The 19,192-nt window shown below is 34.0% G+C and carries 18 protein-coding genes and 1 tRNA gene; 5 read left to right on the plus strand and 14 right to left on the minus strand.

Annotated elements, in window-relative coordinates:
- Positions 1-495: 495 nt before the first annotated feature.
- Positions 496-577, minus strand: a tRNA-Leu gene (locus Q0910_RS28120).
- Between the two features lie 132 nt (positions 578-709).
- Here Q0910_RS28120 and Q0910_RS28125 point away from each other — a divergent pair.
- The 4 genes from Q0910_RS28125 (at position 710) to Q0910_RS28140 (ending at position 5,857) form a co-directional block, all read left to right on the plus strand.
- Complete coding sequence (locus tag Q0910_RS28125; protein ID WP_299224033.1) at positions 710-2,101, plus strand: dipeptidase; 1,392 nt, start codon at positions 710-712, stop codon at positions 2,099-2,101.
- A gap of 130 nt (positions 2,102-2,231) precedes the next feature.
- Complete coding sequence (locus Q0910_RS28130; protein WP_118460108.1) at positions 2,232-2,603, plus strand: BlaI/MecI/CopY family transcriptional regulator; 372 nt, start codon at positions 2,232-2,234, stop codon at positions 2,601-2,603.
- Complete coding sequence (locus Q0910_RS28135) at positions 2,600-4,630, plus strand: M56 family metallopeptidase (protein ID WP_299224036.1); 2,031 nt, start codon at positions 2,600-2,602, stop codon at positions 4,628-4,630. The genes Q0910_RS28130 and Q0910_RS28135 overlap by 4 nt, the downstream gene beginning before the upstream one ends.
- Before the next feature lie 126 nt (positions 4,631-4,756).
- Positions 4,757-5,857: a DUF4407 domain-containing protein gene (locus Q0910_RS28140; RefSeq protein WP_299224039.1), complete on the plus strand. Its 1,101-nt coding sequence runs from the start codon at positions 4,757-4,759 to the stop codon at positions 5,855-5,857.
- 95 nt (positions 5,858-5,952) lie between these two features.
- On the opposite strand, the gene Q0910_RS28145 is transcribed toward Q0910_RS28140, so the two are convergent.
- From Q0910_RS28145 to Q0910_RS28160, 4 genes are all read right to left on the minus strand, one after another.
- Positions 5,953-7,200: an FAD-dependent oxidoreductase gene (locus Q0910_RS28145; protein WP_299224041.1), complete on the minus strand. Its 1,248-nt coding sequence runs from the start codon at positions 7,198-7,200 to the stop codon at positions 5,953-5,955.
- A gap of 99 nt (positions 7,201-7,299) precedes the next feature.
- Complete coding sequence (locus Q0910_RS28150) at positions 7,300-8,310, minus strand: 4-hydroxyproline epimerase (RefSeq protein WP_299224044.1); 1,011 nt, start codon at positions 8,308-8,310, stop codon at positions 7,300-7,302.
- Positions 8,311-8,315: 5 nt separating this feature from the next.
- The gene (locus Q0910_RS28155) at positions 8,316-9,899 is read right to left on the minus strand and encodes an aldehyde dehydrogenase (NADP(+)) (protein WP_299224049.1); all 1,584 of its coding nucleotides are present in this window, start codon (positions 9,897-9,899) and stop codon (positions 8,316-8,318) included.
- 34 nt (positions 9,900-9,933) lie between these two features.
- Complete coding sequence (locus tag Q0910_RS28160; protein WP_299224052.1) at positions 9,934-10,854, minus strand: dihydrodipicolinate synthase family protein; 921 nt, start codon at positions 10,852-10,854, stop codon at positions 9,934-9,936.
- 138 nt (positions 10,855-10,992) lie between these two features.
- Here Q0910_RS28160 and Q0910_RS28165 point away from each other — a divergent pair, with 138 nt between their 5' ends.
- Positions 10,993-11,856: an AraC family transcriptional regulator gene (locus tag Q0910_RS28165; RefSeq protein WP_299224055.1), complete on the plus strand. Its 864-nt coding sequence runs from the start codon at positions 10,993-10,995 to the stop codon at positions 11,854-11,856.
- On the opposite strand, the gene Q0910_RS28170 is transcribed toward Q0910_RS28165, so the two are convergent.
- The 9 genes from Q0910_RS28170 to Q0910_RS28210 form a co-directional block, all read right to left on the minus strand.
- Complete coding sequence (locus Q0910_RS28170) at positions 11,830-13,599, minus strand: DNA mismatch repair protein MutS (RefSeq protein ID WP_299224058.1); 1,770 nt, start codon at positions 13,597-13,599, stop codon at positions 11,830-11,832. The genes Q0910_RS28165 and Q0910_RS28170 overlap by 27 nt on opposite strands.
- Before the next feature lie 87 nt (positions 13,600-13,686).
- The gene (locus tag Q0910_RS28175) at positions 13,687-14,043 is read right to left on the minus strand and encodes an MmcQ/YjbR family DNA-binding protein (protein WP_299224061.1); all 357 of its coding nucleotides are present in this window, start codon (positions 14,041-14,043) and stop codon (positions 13,687-13,689) included.
- An 11-nt stretch (positions 14,044-14,054) separates the two neighbouring features.
- Positions 14,055-14,405 (minus strand): GNAT family N-acetyltransferase, encoded by a 351-nt coding sequence (locus Q0910_RS28180; protein ID WP_366142707.1) that lies wholly within the window; start codon positions 14,403-14,405, stop codon positions 14,055-14,057.
- A gap of 65 nt (positions 14,406-14,470) precedes the next feature.
- Positions 14,471-15,085, minus strand: a complete 615-nt coding sequence (locus Q0910_RS28185; protein ID WP_299224067.1) for a DUF4230 domain-containing protein — start codon at positions 15,083-15,085, stop codon at positions 14,471-14,473.
- A gap of 29 nt (positions 15,086-15,114) precedes the next feature.
- Positions 15,115-15,492 carry a DUF4260 domain-containing protein gene (locus Q0910_RS28190; protein WP_299224111.1) on the minus strand — a complete coding sequence of 126 codons (378 nt, stop codon included), beginning with the start codon at positions 15,490-15,492 and terminating at the stop codon, positions 15,115-15,117.
- A complete protein-coding gene (locus tag Q0910_RS28195; RefSeq protein ID WP_299224070.1) occupies positions 15,492-16,241 on the minus strand; it encodes a cyclase family protein in 750 nt (249 codons plus the stop codon). The genes Q0910_RS28190 and Q0910_RS28195 overlap by 1 nt, the downstream gene beginning before the upstream one ends.
- 7 nt (positions 16,242-16,248) lie before the next feature.
- Complete coding sequence (locus Q0910_RS28200; protein ID WP_299224073.1) at positions 16,249-17,037, minus strand: class I SAM-dependent methyltransferase; 789 nt, start codon at positions 17,035-17,037, stop codon at positions 16,249-16,251.
- Positions 17,038-17,065: 28 nt separating this feature from the next.
- Positions 17,066-18,202 (minus strand): radical SAM family heme chaperone HemW, encoded by a 1,137-nt coding sequence (gene hemW, locus Q0910_RS28205; RefSeq protein ID WP_299224076.1) that lies wholly within the window; start codon positions 18,200-18,202, stop codon positions 17,066-17,068.
- Between the two features lie 92 nt (positions 18,203-18,294).
- Positions 18,295-19,182, minus strand: coding sequence for a hypothetical protein (locus tag Q0910_RS28210; RefSeq protein WP_299224079.1), 888 nt, complete (start codon positions 19,180-19,182; stop codon positions 18,295-18,297).
- Positions 19,183-19,192 lie beyond the last annotated feature (10 nt).

Genomic DNA, 19,192 nt, shown 5'->3' on the forward strand with positions numbered 1-19,192 from the left:
AGGTGTCAAAAATGTAGAATTCTTCCTTTTTAGATTAACACAAATATTTGCATAAACACAACAATTGGTCTTGATCCCCAATATTTTCTAAAGTTTTTTTTAAACAACAGGGAAATCACTCATTGTAATTAAGGAAGATGTTTGTTATAGACCATAAGGAAATGAATTTGTTACAGTCTAAAAGAAAGCCTTGAATTGAATCAAAAACTAATGAAGTAAGTATTGTTTAATATCTTGTCTCAAATGTTCTATAACCTTTGCTCAAGTCAAATGACTTACTCAATTTTAGACACTCTTGTTTTCCTAATTATATAGTAATTGGAATTTTTCGGAACATTATCCACTTACTATTAATAAAAAAATAGTAAACAATATTAATTAGTGTCAATTAGCATCAGATATAATTTAGGTAGATAAAAAGGAAAATGTTGTACCCAAACAAAAAAACCTCTCAGAAATGAGAGGTTTTATGACTGCAATCTTGCATTTAAAAAGTGCGGGCGGGGAGACTCGAACTCCCACACCTCGCGGCACTAGATCCTAAGTCTAGCGTGTCTACCAATTCCACCACGCCCGCATTAAAACTCTTACAAAACTTAGGACTATCTGCAAAAGCGAGTGCAAATATAAACAATACTTTTAAAATAAAAAGTCTCAACAAAAAAAATATAAACTTTTAGTACTTTTAGGCAAAATTAACTCAATCCAAATGCAAAATACTAAATCTTACGTTCAGGAACATAAAGATCGTTTCATCAACGAACTTGTGGAACTACTCAAAATACCGTCTATTAGTGCAGACTCAGCATATAAAAAAGATGTTATCAAAACAGCGGATGAAATAAAGAAAAGCCTGCAAAATGCGGGCTGTGATCTTGTAGAAATATGTGAAACTCCTGGATATCCTATTGTGTACGGAGAAAAGATGATAAATCCTGATCTTCCTACAGTGTTAGTATATGGACATTATGATGTACAGCCACCAGATCCGATAGATCTTTGGGATAGCCCTCCTTTCGAACCGGTTATCAAAAAAACAGAATTACATCCCGAAGGCGCAATTTTTGCCAGAGGAGCTTGCGATGATAAAGGGCAAATGTATATGCACGTTAAGGCGATGGAGTTAATGACCAAAACAGATCAACTTCCTTGTAATGTAAAGTTCATGATAGAAGGAGAGGAAGAGGTAGGAAGTAATAGTTTAAGTTGGTTTGTAGAAAGAAATCAAGAGAAACTATCTAATGATGTAATTCTGATTAGTGACACAGGTATGATAGCTAAGGATGTTCCGTCAATAACTACAGGTCTTAGAGGATTAAGTTATGTAGAAGTAGAGGTTACAGGACCTAATAGAGATTTACATAGTGGATTGTATGGAGGAGCTGTGGCTAATCCAATTAATATCCTGACCAAAATGATTGCCTCCTTACACGATGAGAATAATCACATTACCATTCCTGGTTTTTATGATAAAGTAGAAGAACTTTCTAAAGAAGAACGTGCAGAAATGGCAAAAGCTCCATTTTCTCTGGAAGCGTATAAAAAGTCATTAGATATTAAAGCAGTATACGGAGAAAACGGATATACAACTAATGAACGTAACTCAATTCGTCCTACATTAGATGTAAACGGAATTTGGGGCGGATATACAGGAGAAGGAGCTAAGACAGTGATCGCAAGCAAGGCGTATGCTAAAATTTCCATGCGTTTAGTACCTAATCAGGATTGGAAAGAAATCACTGAGCTGTTTAAGAATCATTTCGAAAGTATCGCTCCAGAATCAGTAACGGTAAAAGTTACACCACATCACGGCGGACAAGGATACGTTACTCCAATAGATAATATAGGATATAAAGCTGCAAGTAAGGCCTATCAAGATACTTTTGGTAAAACTCCTATACCACAACGAAGCGGAGGAAGTATTCCTATAGTTTCTTTATTCGAAAAAGAACTGAAAAGTAAAACCATCCTCATGGGATTTGGATTAGATAGCGATGCGATTCATTCCCCAAATGAACATTTTGGGGTTTGGAATTATCTAAAAGGTATAGAAACTATTCCGTTATTTTATAAGTATTTTACAGAATTATATAAGTCATAAAACATTTTTAAATTAAAGCATATTAATTAAACCACTCATTTTGAGTGGTTTTTTACTTTTTTTGAAAATATATTTGGAAATACAGATTTTTACTCTACATTTGTAGAGTTAATTCTAACAATGTAGAGTAATGCAATTATCTAAAGCCGAAGAACAATTAATGAAATACCTCTGGAAGCTAGAGAAAGCTTTTATGAAAGATTTACTAGATGCCTTTCCGGAGCCCAAGCCTGCAACGACAACAGTGGCTACTTTGCTTAAAAGAATGGCTGATAAAGGATTTATAGCGTACACATTGTACGGAAAGTCTAGAGAATATTACCCTTTGGTAAAAAAGACGGATTATTTTTCTAAACATGTAAACGGTTTGATAAAGAATTTTTTTAATGACTCTGCATCACAGTTTGCTTCCTTTTTTACTTCAGAGACGAACTTATCAACTTCAGAATTAGAAGAGCTTAAAAAGATTGTAGATCAGGAACTTTTAAAGAAACAGAAATGATAGCGTATATAATAAAATCATCACTTTGTTTGATGCTCTTATGGGCATTCTATAAGTTGTTTTTAGAAAAGGAAAATATCCACTTTGTAAAGAGGTTTTACCTTCTTTTTAGTTTAGTTTTTGCATTTATTATCCCATTGATTACACTGACTTATGAAGTGGAAGTCATTGTTCAATCGGAAATAGTTTCAGAAATAACAACTCCTTTATTGATAGCAGCTAAAACAGAAATAATCCAAGAATCGGTTGATTATTTGTCCATTATTTTGTGGAGTATTTATGGAATAGGTGTTTTGGTATTTGGTTTTCGATTTATCCGAAATATAGTTGTTATTTCTAAAAAGATCAGAACCAATGAAAGACTAAAAGAACCGTCACATATTAATGTGTTATTAAGTAGTTCAATAATTCCGCATACGTTTCTGAGTTACATTTTTGTTCCTAAAAAAGAATTTCAGAATAAAAATATCCCTGAAGAAGTATTGCTTCATGAAAAAACACACGTACTACAAAAACATACACTAGACATACTGTTTGTAGAGGTTTTGCAAGTAATCTTTTGGTTTAACCCTTTATTTATTTTTATAAAAAGATCTATAAAGCTAAACCACGAGTTTCTTGCGGATCACAACGTATTGAAACAACGATTTTCAATACAAAACTACTTTGAATTACTCCTTAATTATCCCAACAGCTCTAATCAAGCTGTATTATCGAGTCCTATTAATTATTCATTAACAAAAAAGCGATTACAGATGATGACAAAAGAATTTTCGAAAAAAAGAACGATGCTAAAGCTAATCACTTTAGTGCCTGTTTTATCACTATGCGTATTATTTTTTAATAACGAAATAGTGGCTAAAGAAGTAGAACGACCACTTGATGAAATTATATATCCTGATGCTGAAGAATTTAATACGCTCGAAAAACCTTCAATTATTGTTTTAAAAAACGTAGAAAAAACAACAGCTTCTGAAATAACTATTCAGAACAGTTTTCAGGAAGGAGTGACAGAAGAAATGGTAAAAGAATATAATATCTGGGCAAAAGATTTAAATTCTAAAATCAATGGTAATAAGCAGATTACCATCAGAAAAAGTGATATTGATCGAATGAAATATATTTATAAAAATATGACTTCCGATCAACGTAAAGGAGCTGAACAATTTCCTGATATACCGCCTCCGCCACCAGCTCCAAAAGTAATGAAAGGAGAAAAAAGTGATATTCCGCCACCTCCACCACCTTCTGAGGCTCCAAAAGTGAAAAAAGGAGAAAAGAGTAATATTCCACCTCCTCCTTCTCCTCCTGCACCAATAGAGGAAAATGCTCCAAACCATGTATCAATAAAAGAGAATTGGACGAAAGAAGAAAAGGCACATCTAAAAGAACAAGTTCAAAATGAACTAGCAAGAGAGCGTGCAGAGGTTGAAAGAGGACGTGCAGAAATTGAAAGAGAAGAAGCGATATTGAGGGGTGAGGAAGCCGAAAAACAGCAAGAACTTGCTTCCGAATTGGCAATGCTGAATGCCGAAGAGGCAAGACGAGCGGCAGAAAATGCTCGCGAAATTGCTATGGAAGCATCTCAGGAAGCGAGATTAAGAGCGCGAAATCAATCTAGAGAGTCAATGAGAGAGGCTAAAATGCAAACTAGTAAAGCTGAAAAAGAAATGCGTAAAGCCGAAATGGAGGCAAGAAAAAACGCTATGGAAGTCGAGTTGGAAGCTAGAAAAGCAATGAGAAAAGCAGAAATGCAAGCTCGTAAAGCTGAGATGGAAGCAAGAAAAAGTGCAAGGCAAGTAGAAATGGAAGCTAGAAAAGCAGAACTCCAAGCAATGAGAGTAGCCAGGAACCATTCACCTGATAAATTAATAGAAAGGATGGCTAAAAACGATGCTGATTTTTATTATAATGGGAAACAAATTTCTGCCAAAGAAGCACTTAAACTTGTTGAAGACTCTAATAAAAATCTTTCGATAGATGCGTCTACAAAAAATGGCAAATCAAAAGTGAAACTTAAAGATTGATCGAAATTCAGTTATTATTAAGTGTATAAATTATCTAAAACCTCACCTTGGTGGGGTTTTTTACGCAACATTTAGTTAGAAATCAGCGTTATAAGTCTATTGTCGATCAAAAAACACCCTTAGATTATGTTAAAACGATTTTTTATTATGTGCTCCGGTGCAGACGCGGATATACTGGCGGATAGTTCTAATGGAGAACAAAACAAGTATGCAGGTATTGGTGCAACTGTGTTTTTTACTGCACTTATGGCATTTTTAGCGGCTAGTTATGCACTTTATACTGTATTTGATAATTATTTTACTGCTATTTTCTTCGGATTAGTATGGGGATTATTGATCTTTAATCTGGATCGATTTATTGTTTCTACAATTAAGAAAAAAGACAATTTTTTAGATGAACTATTACAGGCTTCTCCCAGGATTATTTTAGCGGTGATTATAGCAGTTGTTATTTCAAAGCCCTTAGAATTAAAGATTTTTGAAAAAGAGATTGATCAAGTACTACTGGAGCAAAAAAATGATCTAACATTAGCGAATCAAGAACAAATAGCAACACAATATACACCTGCTATCGCAGCAATTGATAGTGAAATAGTTGGGTTAAAACAAGAAGTCAGTACTAAGGAAACAGAAGTAAATGAGCTGTATGAAACTTATATTGCTGAGGCAGAAGGTCGAAAGGGTACAGAGCTTGTAGGTAAAGGACCTGTTTATAAAGAGAAAAGAGAAAAGCATGATGCGATGCTGACTCAATTGGTAGAGCTGAAGAAAACAAATGCCGAAAAAATCACGAGTTTAGAAGTACAAAAAACTGAACTGGCATCAGCCTATGAGAAACAAATAGAAGCTTCTCAGCCAATCATTGATAATTTTGACGGATTAATGGCGAGAGTAAATGCACTTAACGAATTGCCATGGTTACCTTCATTTTTTATCTTTTTATTGTTTTTGGCTATTGAGACTTCTCCAATTTTTGCAAAGTTACTTTCACCAAAAGGAGAATATGATTTTAAAATCGAGGATGTAGAGGGTGAGGTAAAAACTTGGACGGCACAGAAAGCTGATCAACGCAAAATCCTGTTAGCAACAGATCATACCGTGAATGATCGAGTATATGGTGATATTGCAGAAGAAGATGAATTGTATCAATACAAAAAGAAAATCGCAAGAGAATTAATGCAGAAACAACAGGATACTTTTTATAAGAGGCAAACTGGGATTTTGTAAGTGCTATTTGTCATTCCAGCGTAGGGCGGGATCTAAATATTAAGTTTCATTATTTTGGATTCCGGCCTACGCCGGAATGACAAGCTTATCGGAAATTAAAATTTCCGATCTGGATGATAAACGCTTAAATCCAATGATGGTTTTTTATCTGAAATCAGTTCCGAAACTAATTTACCGGTAGCTGGCCCCATACTCCAACCCATCATTGCATGTCCAGTGGCAATGGTAAGATTTTTGCATTTGCTAGATTTACCAATGTAAGCCATGCCATCTGGAGAGACAGGTCGTAAACCACAGGCAGCATCATTCTTTTCTTCATCAGTAAGAACAATATCTGGATAGTATTTATGAGCAGCATTGGCAATGGCTTCGACTCTTACTTCATTAATATCATGATTGATTCCAGCGATTTCCATGGTTCCTGCAAAACGAGTAAATCCTTGCATTGGAGTAACGGCTACTTTGGCTTCTGCTAGAATCGTAGGCATTGTAATTCCTAAATCTCTTTTAGAGTTTATTCGATATCCTTTTCCTGCTTCAAGCAATAATTTGATTCCGAGTTTTTTACTCAATAATTTAGACCAAGAACCAGCAGCTACTATAAATTCATCCGCGTTATATGTATTAGAAGTACTTCTTACAGAAACGATTTTATTATTACTTACATCAATATCATTGATCTTTTCATTTTTTCGAAATGTAACGCCAGATACTTCTAGATAAGCTTTCATTTCTTCCATAAATAGATGTGGAGTGGTATGTCCATCACATTCATACAATACTGCACCTTTAGCATTTAGTTGTATGTTAGGTTCTATTTGTTTTAATTCAGGAAAAGAAAGATTCTTAACCGGTAAGCCTTCTTCTTGGGCTATTTTTCCTATGTGAATTTCCTCCTCCAGCAGTTTATCTGATTGACAAAGCATTAATAATCCTTTTCGTTCTAAATGAAAGTTAAAATCCTCTTGTTCCTTAATTTCAGAATATAAATCTCTGCTTAATAGATTTATATCTTTAATGGCAGAAATACTACGAGCTACGTTTTCTGAAGAACAAGATTTATTGAAAGCCCAAGCCCATTGTAAGAAATCAGATTTTAAGCGAGGTTTTATAAATAGTGGACTAGCAGGATTGAACATCCATTTTAATCCTTTTTTCATGACTCCTGGAGCTGCTAATGGAATAATATGACTGGGAGTCAGATATCCGGCGTTTACATAAGAGGCACCATAATCCATAGAGGACTGATCTATAACGGTTATGTTATGACCTTCTTTATGCAAATAGTATGCTGAACAAAGTCCAATTATTCCACCTCCGATGATAATTACTTTTTTACTCATAGTTGTAAACACTTCGACAAGCTCAGTGTGACATATTGTTTTTTATTTCTATTTCATAAATTATCAGTTATTCTGTCAGTCTGAGCTTGTCGAAGACTTTTATATAACCTGAAATCCGTGTGCATAGGGATCATCTTGATCATCAATAATGATGGTGTTGTATCCGTATATTTTTGCCCACCCTTGTATACTAGGAATGATAGCTTTTTGATTAACTAACTCAGTTTCTTCTTCGATTCTTCCTATAAATTTAGAACCAATAAAACTTTCATGTATGAATTCTTCTCCTTTTTTTAATTTTCCTTTAGCATATAATTGCGCCATCCTTGCTGATGTTCCGGTACCACAAGGAGAACGATCTATAGCTTTATCTCCATAAAAAACTGCATTTCTTCCGGACGAACTAGTATCGATTGGATCTCCTGTCCATAGGATATGGCTAACATCTCTGATGGTTTCATTTTCTGGATGAATAAAATAATCAGGATATTTTTCGTTAATTCGATCTCGAATAACTTGAGAATATTGGATCAATTTAGAAGCGGTGAAATCCTGTATTCCACTAAAGTTTTTCTGAGGATCTACAATTGCGTAATAATTACCGCCGTAAGCCACATCAAAAGTAATTTCACCTATTTCCGGACAGTCAATAGTGAGGTTTTCTTTAGCTAAATAGGATTTAACGTTTTTTAGTTTTACCCAATCTACTTTTTTTCCAGATTGTTGATATTCGATTTCAACTAATCCTGCAGGGGCTTCCATTCGTATTTTTCCGGGAATTTTAGGTTGGATTAAATCCTCTTCAATAGCTATAGTAATGGTTCCTATAGTTCCATGGCCACACATTGGTAAACAACCGGATGTTTCTATAAAAAGAATAGCGAAATCATGTGCAGGATCGTGTGGTTCAAATAAAAAGCTACCGCTCATCATATCATGACCACGAGGTTCGAACATTAATCCCGTTCTTATCCAATCGTACTCCTTTAAGAAATGCTGTCGTTTTTCACTCATAGAATTACCTTTGAGATCCGGATGTCCTGTGGTAACTACTCTCACCGGATTTCCGCAGGTATGAGCATCGATGCATCTATAAGTTGTTTTGGACATGGCTGCTAGATCTTATCATAATTTTGTTTGCCATTCACTAAACGAGATATTCCTAACGGATTTTCATTTTTAAGTTCATCGGGTAATAAGTCATTTGGCCAACTTTGATAACTGAATGGTCGTACCCAGCGTTTTATAGAATGAATCCCAACTGCTGTAAATCTACTATCCGTTGATGCTGGATATGGACCTCCGTGAAGCATAGCAGGGCAAACTTCTACACCCGTAGGAACACCGTTGAAAATAATTCTTCCCACACGATTTTGGAGCGCTTCAATTACAGAGATATATCTAGTAGTTTCTTCTTTTTCGGCTAGTATTGTTCCTGTTAGCTGACCTTCTAGATTATTGATAATAGTTTCTAATTCATTTGCGTCTGCACATTGTACTACCATAGAAAAAGGACCAAATACTTCTTGATGTAAAGTAGCATTTTCTAAAAAAGTTTTTCCTTCTACCGTGGTTACTGTTTGTCTCGCATGATTAGTTGCTACATCATTTTGATAATCTGCGGTAACGGTCAATCCACTTTGCTGTAATGCATTAGATTTGTTTTTTTCATAATTACCAATGATATTAGGATGTAACATGCAGGATGGTTCAATTTTTATAATCTCATCAGAAAGGATATTGATAAAATTATCAAGTAAATCGCCTTTTATTCCTAAAATGAGTCCTGGGTTTGTACAAAATTGACCAGTTCCGAGGGTGATGGATTGGGCATATGTCTTAGCGAGCGCTTCACCTTTTGATGCAGTTGCTTTGGGAAGTAGAATTACAGGATTAACACTTCCCATTTCTGCAAACACAGGAATAGGTTCTGGTCGCTGAGATGCTAAATCAAAAAGAGCTCTTCCTCCTTTGATACTTCCAGTAAAACCGATAGCTTTTACTTTGGGATGTTTGACTAATTGAACCCCAACTTCAATTCCTGAGCTATTGAGATTAGAAAATACGCCGTTAGGCATTCCGGTTTTTTGTGCCGCTTTGATGATAGCAGATGCAACTAATTCACCTGTTCCAGCATGCATAGGATGCGATTTTACAATTACAGGACATCCTGCTGCTAATGCAGCGGCAGTATCTCCGCCTGCTGTAGAATAGGCTAAGGGAAAATTACTAGCTCCAAAAACAACAACGGGACCTAAAGGAACTAACATTTTACGAATATCCTGTTTCGGGATTGGTTTTCTTTCTAAATCAGCAGTATCAATTGTAGCTTCTACCCAAGAACCAACTTCTACTAATTCTGCAAACATTCGTAATTGTCCTATGGTTCTACCACGTTCACCTTTTGCTCTACCTTCTGGTAATCCTGTTTCGGATATATAAGTTTCAATAAGTATTTGGTCTAATGCCAAAATTTCATCTGCAATCGCGTTAAGAAACTGAGCTTTTTTAGTGCTAGAAACTTTTTTGAAAGATCCGAATGCTTCTGATGCTAGTGACACCGTTTTTTCTATTTCCTCTGTAGAGGCTTCAAAAAAAGTATGCTCGTTTTCGAGATTCAACTTAGGGTTAAAAGTTGTATATGTTTTGGGTCCTTCAGAAGAAAGTTGATTTCCGATATAGTTTTTGCCAGTGATCATGATTGATGATTTAGTGAGTTAGTTTTATGACGATTTAATAAACTAATGATTTGTAATTTGGTAGAGATGGTCTTGTCTTTATACCGTTTTCAATAATCTCTAATACTTTATTACGTTCTTCGCCAACCAGAGCAAGCCTGGGGGCACGTACATTTTCTGTACCAATACCAGTAGCAACTTCTGCCAGTTTAATGTTCTGTACTAATTTAGGGTTTATATCTAACTCTAGCAATGGTAAAAACCAACGATAAATAGCTATCGCTTCTTGAATTCTTCCTGCTTTTTGCAATTCATAAATAGCAACTGTTTCCTTAGGAAAAGCACAAACTAATCCAGCAACCCAGCCATCTGCACCCATCAATAAACTTTCTAGGGCTAAAGTATCTACACCAGAAAGAATTTTTAATCGATCTCCAAATCGATTTTTTAAACGAGTAATGTTAGAAATATCTCGGGTAGACTCTTTTACTGCCTGAATATTATCCAGTTCGATAAGTTCTTCGAACATATCTAAGGTCACTTCAATTTTATAATCTACAGGATTATTATAGATCATAATAGGTAAATCAGTACTTTTTGCAACTTCTTTAAAATAAGTCACTGTTTCTCTATCTCCAGCTTTATAGCGCATCGGTGGTAGCATCATTAATCCATTTGCTTCATCTTCTTCGGCTTTACGAGCCGCTTCAATAGCTCCTTTTGTGCTTTGTTCTGCAATATTAATAATCACTGGAATTCTACTTTTTACAATATTTACCGTAGTTTTTACCAAAGTGCTTTTTTCGGCATTGTCCAGAGTACTGGCTTCTCCTAAAGTTCCTCCCAGGATGATACCATGAACACCAGCATCCAGCTGTGCTTCGATATTTGTAGTAAACATTTCCAGATCCAAAGTGTCTTCATTTGTAAACTTTGTAGTAACAGCTGGCATTACGCCTTTCCAATCTATAACCATTCCTTATAATTTTGGTTCAAATATATTGTCAATTTAAATGTAAGGATATCCCGAAATTATCCTATAGTAATACTATATTACCTCTTATTGTGTTGATTTGTTTAATTATGATTAATATTGAAGTAGATATTGCTATAAATGAAAGTTTTACCTTTTAAAATACCGAAATCTTCAACTGATACGTTAATCGTTCAAGAAGATAAGGAAATTGTCTTATATGATAAATTCCATCAGCATGAAGAAATACAGATTTCTATTATTATATCAGGAGAAGGTAGCGTAATAGTTGGCGATACTATTACTGATTATAGACCAGATGATATTTTGGTTTTTGGTAGTAATGTTCCTCATGTATTACAAAGTGCAGTGTCAGATCAGGAATCTTATATGATTTCTCTTTTTTTTACTAAAGAGTCTTTTGGGAAAATGTTTTTTGAGCTCCCGGAATTTGAAGATTTATCGAGTTTTTTTAGAAGTTCGGTATACGGAATTAGAGTGCTTTCAAAAAAACAAAAATTAAAAAGACAATTCTTTAAAATTCTTAAAACAGAGGAAAGACTTGATCGTTTTACGATTTTTCTGAAGATCTTAAAACTATTAAAAACAGCAAAGATCGAAACCATATCTTCATTTATTTCGAAAAGAGCGTATACGGATAATGAAGGTAAACGTATGGCTAGAGTTTTTCAGGCAGTGATGAATGAATTTAACCGGGACTTTTCACTTAAAGAAGTTGCGGATCTTGCACATATGACTCCAAATGCCTTTTGTCGTTATTTTAAACAACGTACAAACAAAACGTTTTTCCAATTTTTGATTGAAGTCAGAATTGAGAATGTTTGTAGATTACTGTCTAAAGAAACGGAGATTACTATATCCGAAGCTTCCTATAATAGTGGTTTTAAAAATTTATCCAACTTTAATAGAAAGTTTAAAGAAATAAAAGGAATTACCCCTTCTCATTATAAAAAGAGATTACACGATTCCCATTTTGTTCAGTAGAAAGGAAGCATTCATATTTTGACAAATACCATCTTTAAATTTATAATCAAAATATAGTTCATCATTCACAATCTGTGCATCAAAGAATCTGTTTTTTACTTCATCTAATTCTGATGCTATTTCGCATAGACTTAAATCATGAGTGGCTATAATTCCTGTTGCGTTGGCTTTGACCAGTTTCTCTACAAACTTGCGAGATCCTGCTGCTTTATCTTTACTGTTTGTGCCTTTTAATATTTCATCCAGAATGATAAAATATTCATCATTTTGTAGCGCATCAACGATTTTTTTAAGTTGTGTTAACTCCGAAAAGAAGTAAGAAGCATCATCACTTAGCGAATCTGATGTTCTCATACTAGTGATCAATTTGATGGGTCGATATACACAAGATTTTGCACAAATCGGCAGACCAATATTAGACATTACAATTTGTAATGCTACAGTTCTTAGAAAGGTACTTTTTCCAGCCATATTAGCACCAGTAATGATAAAAAATTCTTCTTTGGCAATAGTGATATCGTTATCTATTCGTTTCTCGGCATGTAGCATAGGATGTCCTAAGTCTTGAGCATTAAGAATTGTGCCTTCTGTAGTTAGTTCCGGATATACATAATCAGGATTATTAAAAGCAAAATTTCCTAAGGAGTTATACGAGTCAAAAAAGGCGATAACTTCGAACCATTGATCTACTTTGTTGTGATGCGTAGCGATCCATTTTTCAATACGATAACACTGAATGATATCCCAAAGAAATAGACCATTAGCTAAAACCCCAAACATCATATTGTTTCGTTGATCCAATGCATTGAGGATACCTGCAAACTTTTTCAGTATTACCGATGCCTTTTCTTTTTCATTGATTACATCTTGCTGTTTTTCTTGAAGTAAAGTAGATTCGAAATTACTTTTCTCAATCTGATCTACCAATTTGTAATATTGTTCGAAAGTATCTTTTACTTTATTAGATTTACTATATAAGGTGTTGATTTTTTTAAGTTGAGATCCTGTAATCCCTAAACCTATAAAAAACCATAGTAAAAAGACTTGAAACGTAATGACTTGCATAAACAATAACACGATCATTAGTACTGAAATTCCAGATACTATTGCAGGAAGTATGCGCATTATTTTTGGCACAAAGGGAGTGTAATTCTGAAGCCATTGTCGGATAGTAGATACTGAAATAGATACATCAACCAGAGAAGCAACTGCGCTGAATTCCTGGCGCCATTCCGGTAGTTTAGATAGGTTTTTAATAGCATCTTGTTTTCGTTCTATATTTTCAATATTATTACTTTGTAGTATAGCGGTTAGTTTATTTTTTCCGGCAGCTGTTGTTGTTCGATTGGCATATTGAAAGAAAGATCGATCTCCAAATAAATCAATATCATGACTATATGGGTGTGAAGGATCAATATACTTTTTTCCACTAGATAGCTTATTATAATCACCATCAAAAACATCTAGCTCCAACTGGTTAAGGTCGATCAATTTCTGAAGCTTATTTTTTATGTAAGACAGATCTGTGTGACGATTTACCATAATAATGAACCCTATTATACCTATTACGATACTTCCTATAATGATTTGTGTATTAGGATACCCGAAATAGATACCTGCTATAATACCTAGAAAAACGAATAGTCGAATTGTACTGGAAACAGCAAGTTGTTTCTTTACTTTTTTTAATGATATATTATGAAGATCAATTTGTGATCTATAAAATTGTTGTGGGTCGTTCATATTTTTTTAAAGAATAAATAGTGTAAATCAAAAAAAAGATGGCTATTTAAATAAAATTTCTTTTCTCTTCTAGATATTCTTGTTTTTTTAAAGGTTTTCTAATTCTTGTTTTGCTTTTTTGGTTAAACCACTTACTACTAAATCGTAAGAGTGATCAATCAATTCGCATAGTATGTTAGTAGCTAAATTGCCCGAAAAGTTAACAGTATTCCAATGTTTTTTACTCATATGATATCCAGGCTCGATTTCTGGATGGAATTCTCTAAGTTCGATGGACTTATCTGGATCACATTTTAGGTTTACACTAAAAGGAAGTCTATTCAAACCTGTTAACGCAAACATCTTTTCCATTACCTTAAAAACCAGTGTTGTTTCGTCAAAAGGAAATTCTTCGGTTACTCCCTTTTTTGATAAACAATAATCTCTAAAAGCTTCTATATTCATGTGCTATATTATTATCTATTGATTTTACCCTTACTCATAATCATGTTTGGATCAGGTAACGCATCAAATCCAAATTGTTTATATAACCCATGAGCATCTGCTGTGGCAAGCATCCAGCGGTGAACTTTTTGTAATTCAGGATGTTCCATAATTGTTTTCATTAATTTTTTCGAATACCCTTTTCCTCTGTGATTTTCCGCAATGAAAACATCCATTAGATAACCGAATACAGTATAATCAGTAAGGACTCTGGCAAAACCAATCTGTTGCCCATCTAAATAAACGCCAAAATTAAGGCAATGTTCTATACTCGCTACTACTTCGTCTTTTGTTCTTCCCTTTGCCCAGTATGAATTGGTCAAAAATTGATAAATGAAGTTGATATCTAACTTTGAATTTTTTGTAGAAATAATAATGCTCATCAGTTTTAATTTATAAGCTTTTGGTCAGGATTATTGTCTAATTCCAGTGAAGAATAATCTAATGTCCAACCAATAGATTCTGCTACTGTTTCCATAAGTGAAATAACAGTGAGTAATTCTTTGCCGGCTGATTCGATTAATCCACTTTCAGGGATTTTATCGATAATAAATTGCTTAGCTTCTTGGTTGATATCAGTAAGGTCATTAGAAGTCATTGGGTTAAGCCAACCTTCTTTTTTATCGTAATATTTAAAGTCAGTTTCTATTGTTAGTAGTTTTGGCTTTGGAAATTGAGTTAACACGATTCTTTTGTTTTTAGTATCACTATCTAACTTTATTTTGGAAAGATCAAAACCTACATGTGCTTTCGCATCTATAAGAATCAGGGCTTTTTTCTTTCCTCTAATGGTTTTGAAGAATTTTTCTTTTACACTTTCATAATGATAGATTTCAGCAAAATCACCTTCGACAGTAACCAACTTACAAACACTTCTAATTTTTTCCATTAGGATTGTAGACTGTGTTTGTATACCAGCTCTTTTTTTTGCAGCGCTAAACCTGGAAAAAATAAAATACGCCAAAACAGAACCTATCAATAATCCAATAAATAATAACTCCATATTAATTCTTTTTACTCGATAATCGAGATTTAAATGCTCTGAGACTTGCTCTGAGTTAGTTTACCTATCTCGCCAAGGTGTGTAAATTTAAATCCTTTTTCATATTTCAATCCATAACCGAGAATTCTATCAAAGGCAGCATGCGAAAATAGAATAATTCCGCAGAGTTGTATAAGCTCATTCGATAAATATATTCCAACGCAATACATGAAAATAGCTAAACCTTTATGATGAAAAATGTTGTAAGTAAGCGCACCAATTTTCTGATTAATAAGATATCCTAACATTCCTATATCTGGTACCAAAAATAACGCCAAGAATAACCACCAGGAAAAAGACAGTAGGCTGAATAGATAGATTCCTAGTCCTAGCATGGCAAGTTCTTCTAGTTGCAAGGTAGTTTTCATCATGACTTCAGTATTTTGTATAAAATTGGTTTGCTTGGCGAAGCGTCATTCTCGAAGGAGGCAATCTGAAGATTTAAGATGTAAGTACCATCTGGGATTTCATTTTTTACAAAAATCATTTCGGTAATAGTAGCTTCGGGTCGTGGAGCTTCTGGATAGTTCCAAAAAGCTTTATGAGCTACTAGTTTACCGTCATCTTTTTCTTTATCAACCGATGGTAAATCAATCAAGAGGTGATCAATTTCTATTTCGCGCATATATAGGGCAGCTTCTTTAGATATATACGGCCAGTTCGTATGAGAATATTGTTTACTAAGTTTTTCTTTCTTATTAGGAAGCGTTCGAATAATTAAAGCTTTTGGATTCGATTGTAAAGCTGTCTTGATTTGATTTTTAGTAATCACAAAATCATCTCCCTGTTTCTCTGGATTTATGGTAACGAGTTCAGCCGTAAAAAAGAATTGTTTTAATGTTTGATTAATGCTGTAGAACTCTTTGGTTATATGTCCAATACATTCTGTGTGTGTGCCGTGTCCGTGTGGATTAAAGTAGATGTTATTAAAATTTGTAGAAGCACCTTCAGAAACTTTTCCTATCCAATCTCCATCCATAACTGGTTCAATTTTTGGAGCTGGAATATACCAGGCATTCACATTTTCATTGGTCGCTCTTAATGGGATTGATATATCAAGTGCTTGAGATAGATCAACTCTATATGTAATGTTTTTGTACTGTATACTAGTAATCATTAAATTGTTAGTCTGTAGTTTTGACTACGAGAAACAGATAATCTCCATCTGTATTTTCATAGTTTTTTATAATATCGTTTATTTTGCCCGAATCTATATCTTTTTCTAAAGCATTTAGACCATTTTCTACCTCCGAAGCATTAGAAAGGGATGAGAAAGACGATATTCCATGTCTTACTTTAGGATTAAAATATAGTTTTGGATTGTGTTTTCCTGAATATAGAAAAAGATCTTCTAGATCGGGTTTAATAAAATACTTTTCTGTTTTTTCTATAACCAATCCATTTTTATGTAAGCTCTTTTTAACTGTTTCTAACGAAGGCATTTGACTCATGGAATCTTCTAACATTTTTGGAAAGTAATGGCATAACCAATATCCTTTCATTTGTTCTGGTGTAGCTGTAAAAATTACAATATTCCCCGATGGTTTTAAAACCTTACGTAGTGATGCGAAACCATGATCCAGATTGTCCCAATGATGAAGTGTCAAACTGGCTATTATTCCATCTATACTATTTTCTGAAAGCTCAAGAGTTTCGGCCTTCCCAATTTTCCAGAGTACGTTATTGCTTAGGATTTTAGCTTTTTCTAACATCTCTGAAGAAGGATCGACACCTATAAACTGATATCCTTTTTTGTCAAATTGTTTTGTATAATTGCCTGTGCCACATCCAATATCTAAATACATCCCTATGGTTGAAGGGTTAAGAAGTGTAAGTAATCGATTAAAAAGATAAGGATCTGCTTTACGAGTGGTATTATAATTGGTCCCTATGAGATCATATTTTTCTTGCATTACCTAGATTTTAATTTAGAAGAATAGATTACCCTAAATTTAATAAGAAAAGATCACTTGCGATACCATCACTTAAAAACTTTCCTTTTTTGGTAACTACCAATATATTTCCATCAAGAAATAAAAGATCCTCATCAAGATGTTTCTGTGCTTGTTTTAATAAGTATTCTTTATAAGTAAGTCCAAAATCATCTTCTATTTTTTGTAAAGAAACTCCCCAAATAGTTCTCAATCCAGTCATTACATACTCATTATATTTATCTGTAGTTGTTAGTGTTTCAACCTCTCTTGGGAGTTCATTTTCCTGAAGTGCTTTGATGTATTTTATATTGTTGTTAATGTTCCAACTGCGTTCTTTTCCGTTATAGGAATGTGCAGAAGGACCAATGCCTAAATAATGTTTACCCTGCCAATAGGCAGTATTATTTTTACTAAAATATCCTTGCTTTCCGAAATTAGAAAACTCGTAATATTCGAATCCGGCATGTTCCATCGTTTCCACAAGAATATCGAAATGTTCTTGCGCCAGTTCATCCTCGACAGGAGAAATGATTCCTTTCTCAATGAAAGACGATAAAGCTGTATTGGGCTCTACTGTTAATGCATAGCTCGATATATGAGGAACTCCAGTGTCTAATGCTATTTTTAGATTTTCTTGCCATCGTTCTGAAGACATTCCCGGAATTCCATAAATCAGATCTATTGATATATTATCAAACTCGCGAGTCGCGATAGACAAACAATCCAAAGCTTCCTGGGCGTTGTGAGCGCGATTCATTAGTTTTAGATCATCTTCGAAGAAAGATTGAATGCCAATACTTAGTCGATTTACTTCGGTAAGAGCTAATGATTTTATATATGCTTCTGTCAGATCATCAGGGTTGGTCTCAACCGTGATTTCTACATCATCAGAAACAAGGTAGTTTTCATAGATCGTATCAATAATAAATTTTAATGCTGATGTAGACAGTATACTTGGTGTTCCTCCACCAAAATAGATAGTTTCAATGACTTCATAATCATCAATTTCTGATCTTCGTAATTTGATTTCGTTACATAATGCAAAAACCATTTGATCTTTCTTCTTAGTAGAAGTGGAGAAATGAAAGTCACAGTAGTGACAGGCTTGTTTGCAAAATGGAATATGTATGTAGATGCCAGACAAATTAGTTTTTTGACAAAACTAATATTAAAAACCACACTAATAAATAATAATTACTAATTAGTGTGGTTTTAGATTTAAAAAAAACTGATAAGTTACAGGAAAGAGAAATTAAACTTCCCTTCGGTGATATTAATAGTTTCTCCATTGGCAGAAGCAGTACATTCAAAAGTTCCTGTTAATTGTCCTAATGAAGTAGGAGAACTAGGTATGTAAACTTCTATGATCAAAGTTCCTGAAGTTTCATATTCAATGTATTCTCCAAACTCACTAGCAAATGGATCAAAAGTACTGAAACTTATGCTTTCGGATTGAGTGCCCGGAGTAAAGTTGTATGTTCCTGCTGTAGTATTTAATTCATCAAAATTAAGGCTAATGGACTCTATCCCATCACCATCTGCACTATAAGAAATTAAATCAGTACTAGAACTTGTAATAGTAGCATGTTTCATACTCTGAAATAATTGCCCATCAATTTTGGCATCAATAAAATCGTTTAACTCAGGAGATGTAGCTGTTGGGTTTTCTATAAATTTAACGTTAATTTCTCCTTGAGTAATCTCAATGGTTGATGAAGGTGAAAAAACATCCAAATCATCTTCATAAATGATTCCTTCAAAAGAAATATTTACAATCTTGTTAGCTTCATTAATAGATACGTTTTGAATAGTAAAAGTTTCAGACGGATTACTGTACGAAGTTGAAAAACCTAAGCCATTAGTATAGTCATCATAATTTGCTCTATCCAACACTCCATTTTCATTAAATCGTATGTAAAAACTTTTTCCGTCACCGGTATCTCCTAAAATTTCGATGTTATCAAAAGTTCTCATAGCCTGCCAAGATGTAATAGGGATGTTTTCTGAATCTGCATTTACATTGAATGATTCTGTTAAGGATAAAGAAGTGTCTGAGTCATCAGATCCACAACCAACTACGGATAATAATAAAACTGCTAATGCAAAGTGTAAAATTCTTTTCATAATATAGATT

The sequence above is a fragment of the uncultured Aquimarina sp. genome (assembly GCF_947495315.1).
In the GTDB taxonomy this organism is placed as follows: Bacteria; Bacteroidota; Bacteroidia; order Flavobacteriales; family Flavobacteriaceae; genus Aquimarina.

Excerpts from the sequence above, each read along its gene's own strand:
- Q0910_RS28125 (WP_299224033.1), top strand. The coding sequence starts at position 710 with ATGCAAAATACTAAATCTTACGTTCAGGAACATAAAGATCGTTTCATC.
- Q0910_RS28130 (WP_118460108.1), top strand. The coding sequence starts at position 2,232 with ATGCAATTATCTAAAGCCGAAGAACAATTAATGAAATACCTCTGGAAG.
- Q0910_RS28135 (WP_299224036.1), top strand. The coding sequence starts at position 2,600 with ATGATAGCGTATATAATAAAATCATCACTTTGTTTGATGCTCTTATGG.
- Q0910_RS28140 (WP_299224039.1), top strand. The coding sequence starts at position 4,757 with ATGTTAAAACGATTTTTTATTATGTGCTCCGGTGCAGACGCGGATATA.
- Q0910_RS28145 (WP_299224041.1), bottom strand. The coding sequence starts at position 7,200 with ATGAGTAAAAAAGTAATTATCATCGGAGGTGGAATAATTGGACTTTGT.
- Q0910_RS28150 (WP_299224044.1), bottom strand. The coding sequence starts at position 8,310 with ATGTCCAAAACAACTTATAGATGCATCGATGCTCATACCTGCGGAAAT.
- Q0910_RS28155 (WP_299224049.1), bottom strand. The coding sequence starts at position 9,899 with ATGATCACTGGCAAAAACTATATCGGAAATCAACTTTCTTCTGAAGGA.
- Q0910_RS28160 (WP_299224052.1), bottom strand. The coding sequence starts at position 10,854 with ATGGTTATAGATTGGAAAGGCGTAATGCCAGCTGTTACTACAAAGTTT.
- Q0910_RS28165 (WP_299224055.1), top strand. The coding sequence starts at position 10,993 with ATGAAAGTTTTACCTTTTAAAATACCGAAATCTTCAACTGATACGTTA.
- Q0910_RS28170 (WP_299224058.1), bottom strand. The coding sequence starts at position 13,599 with ATGAACGACCCACAACAATTTTATAGATCACAAATTGATCTTCATAAT.
- Q0910_RS28175 (WP_299224061.1), bottom strand. The coding sequence starts at position 14,043 with ATGAATATAGAAGCTTTTAGAGATTATTGTTTATCAAAAAAGGGAGTA.
- Q0910_RS28185 (WP_299224067.1), bottom strand. The coding sequence starts at position 15,085 with ATGGAGTTATTATTTATTGGATTATTGATAGGTTCTGTTTTGGCGTAT.
- Q0910_RS28190 (WP_299224111.1), bottom strand. The coding sequence starts at position 15,492 with ATGAAAACTACCTTGCAACTAGAAGAACTTGCCATGCTAGGACTAGGA.
- Q0910_RS28195 (WP_299224070.1), bottom strand. The coding sequence starts at position 16,241 with ATGATTACTAGTATACAGTACAAAAACATTACATATAGAGTTGATCTA.
- Q0910_RS28200 (WP_299224073.1), bottom strand. The coding sequence starts at position 17,037 with ATGCAAGAAAAATATGATCTCATAGGGACCAATTATAATACCACTCGT.
- Q0910_RS28210 (WP_299224079.1), bottom strand. The coding sequence starts at position 19,182 with ATGAAAAGAATTTTACACTTTGCATTAGCAGTTTTATTATTATCCGTA.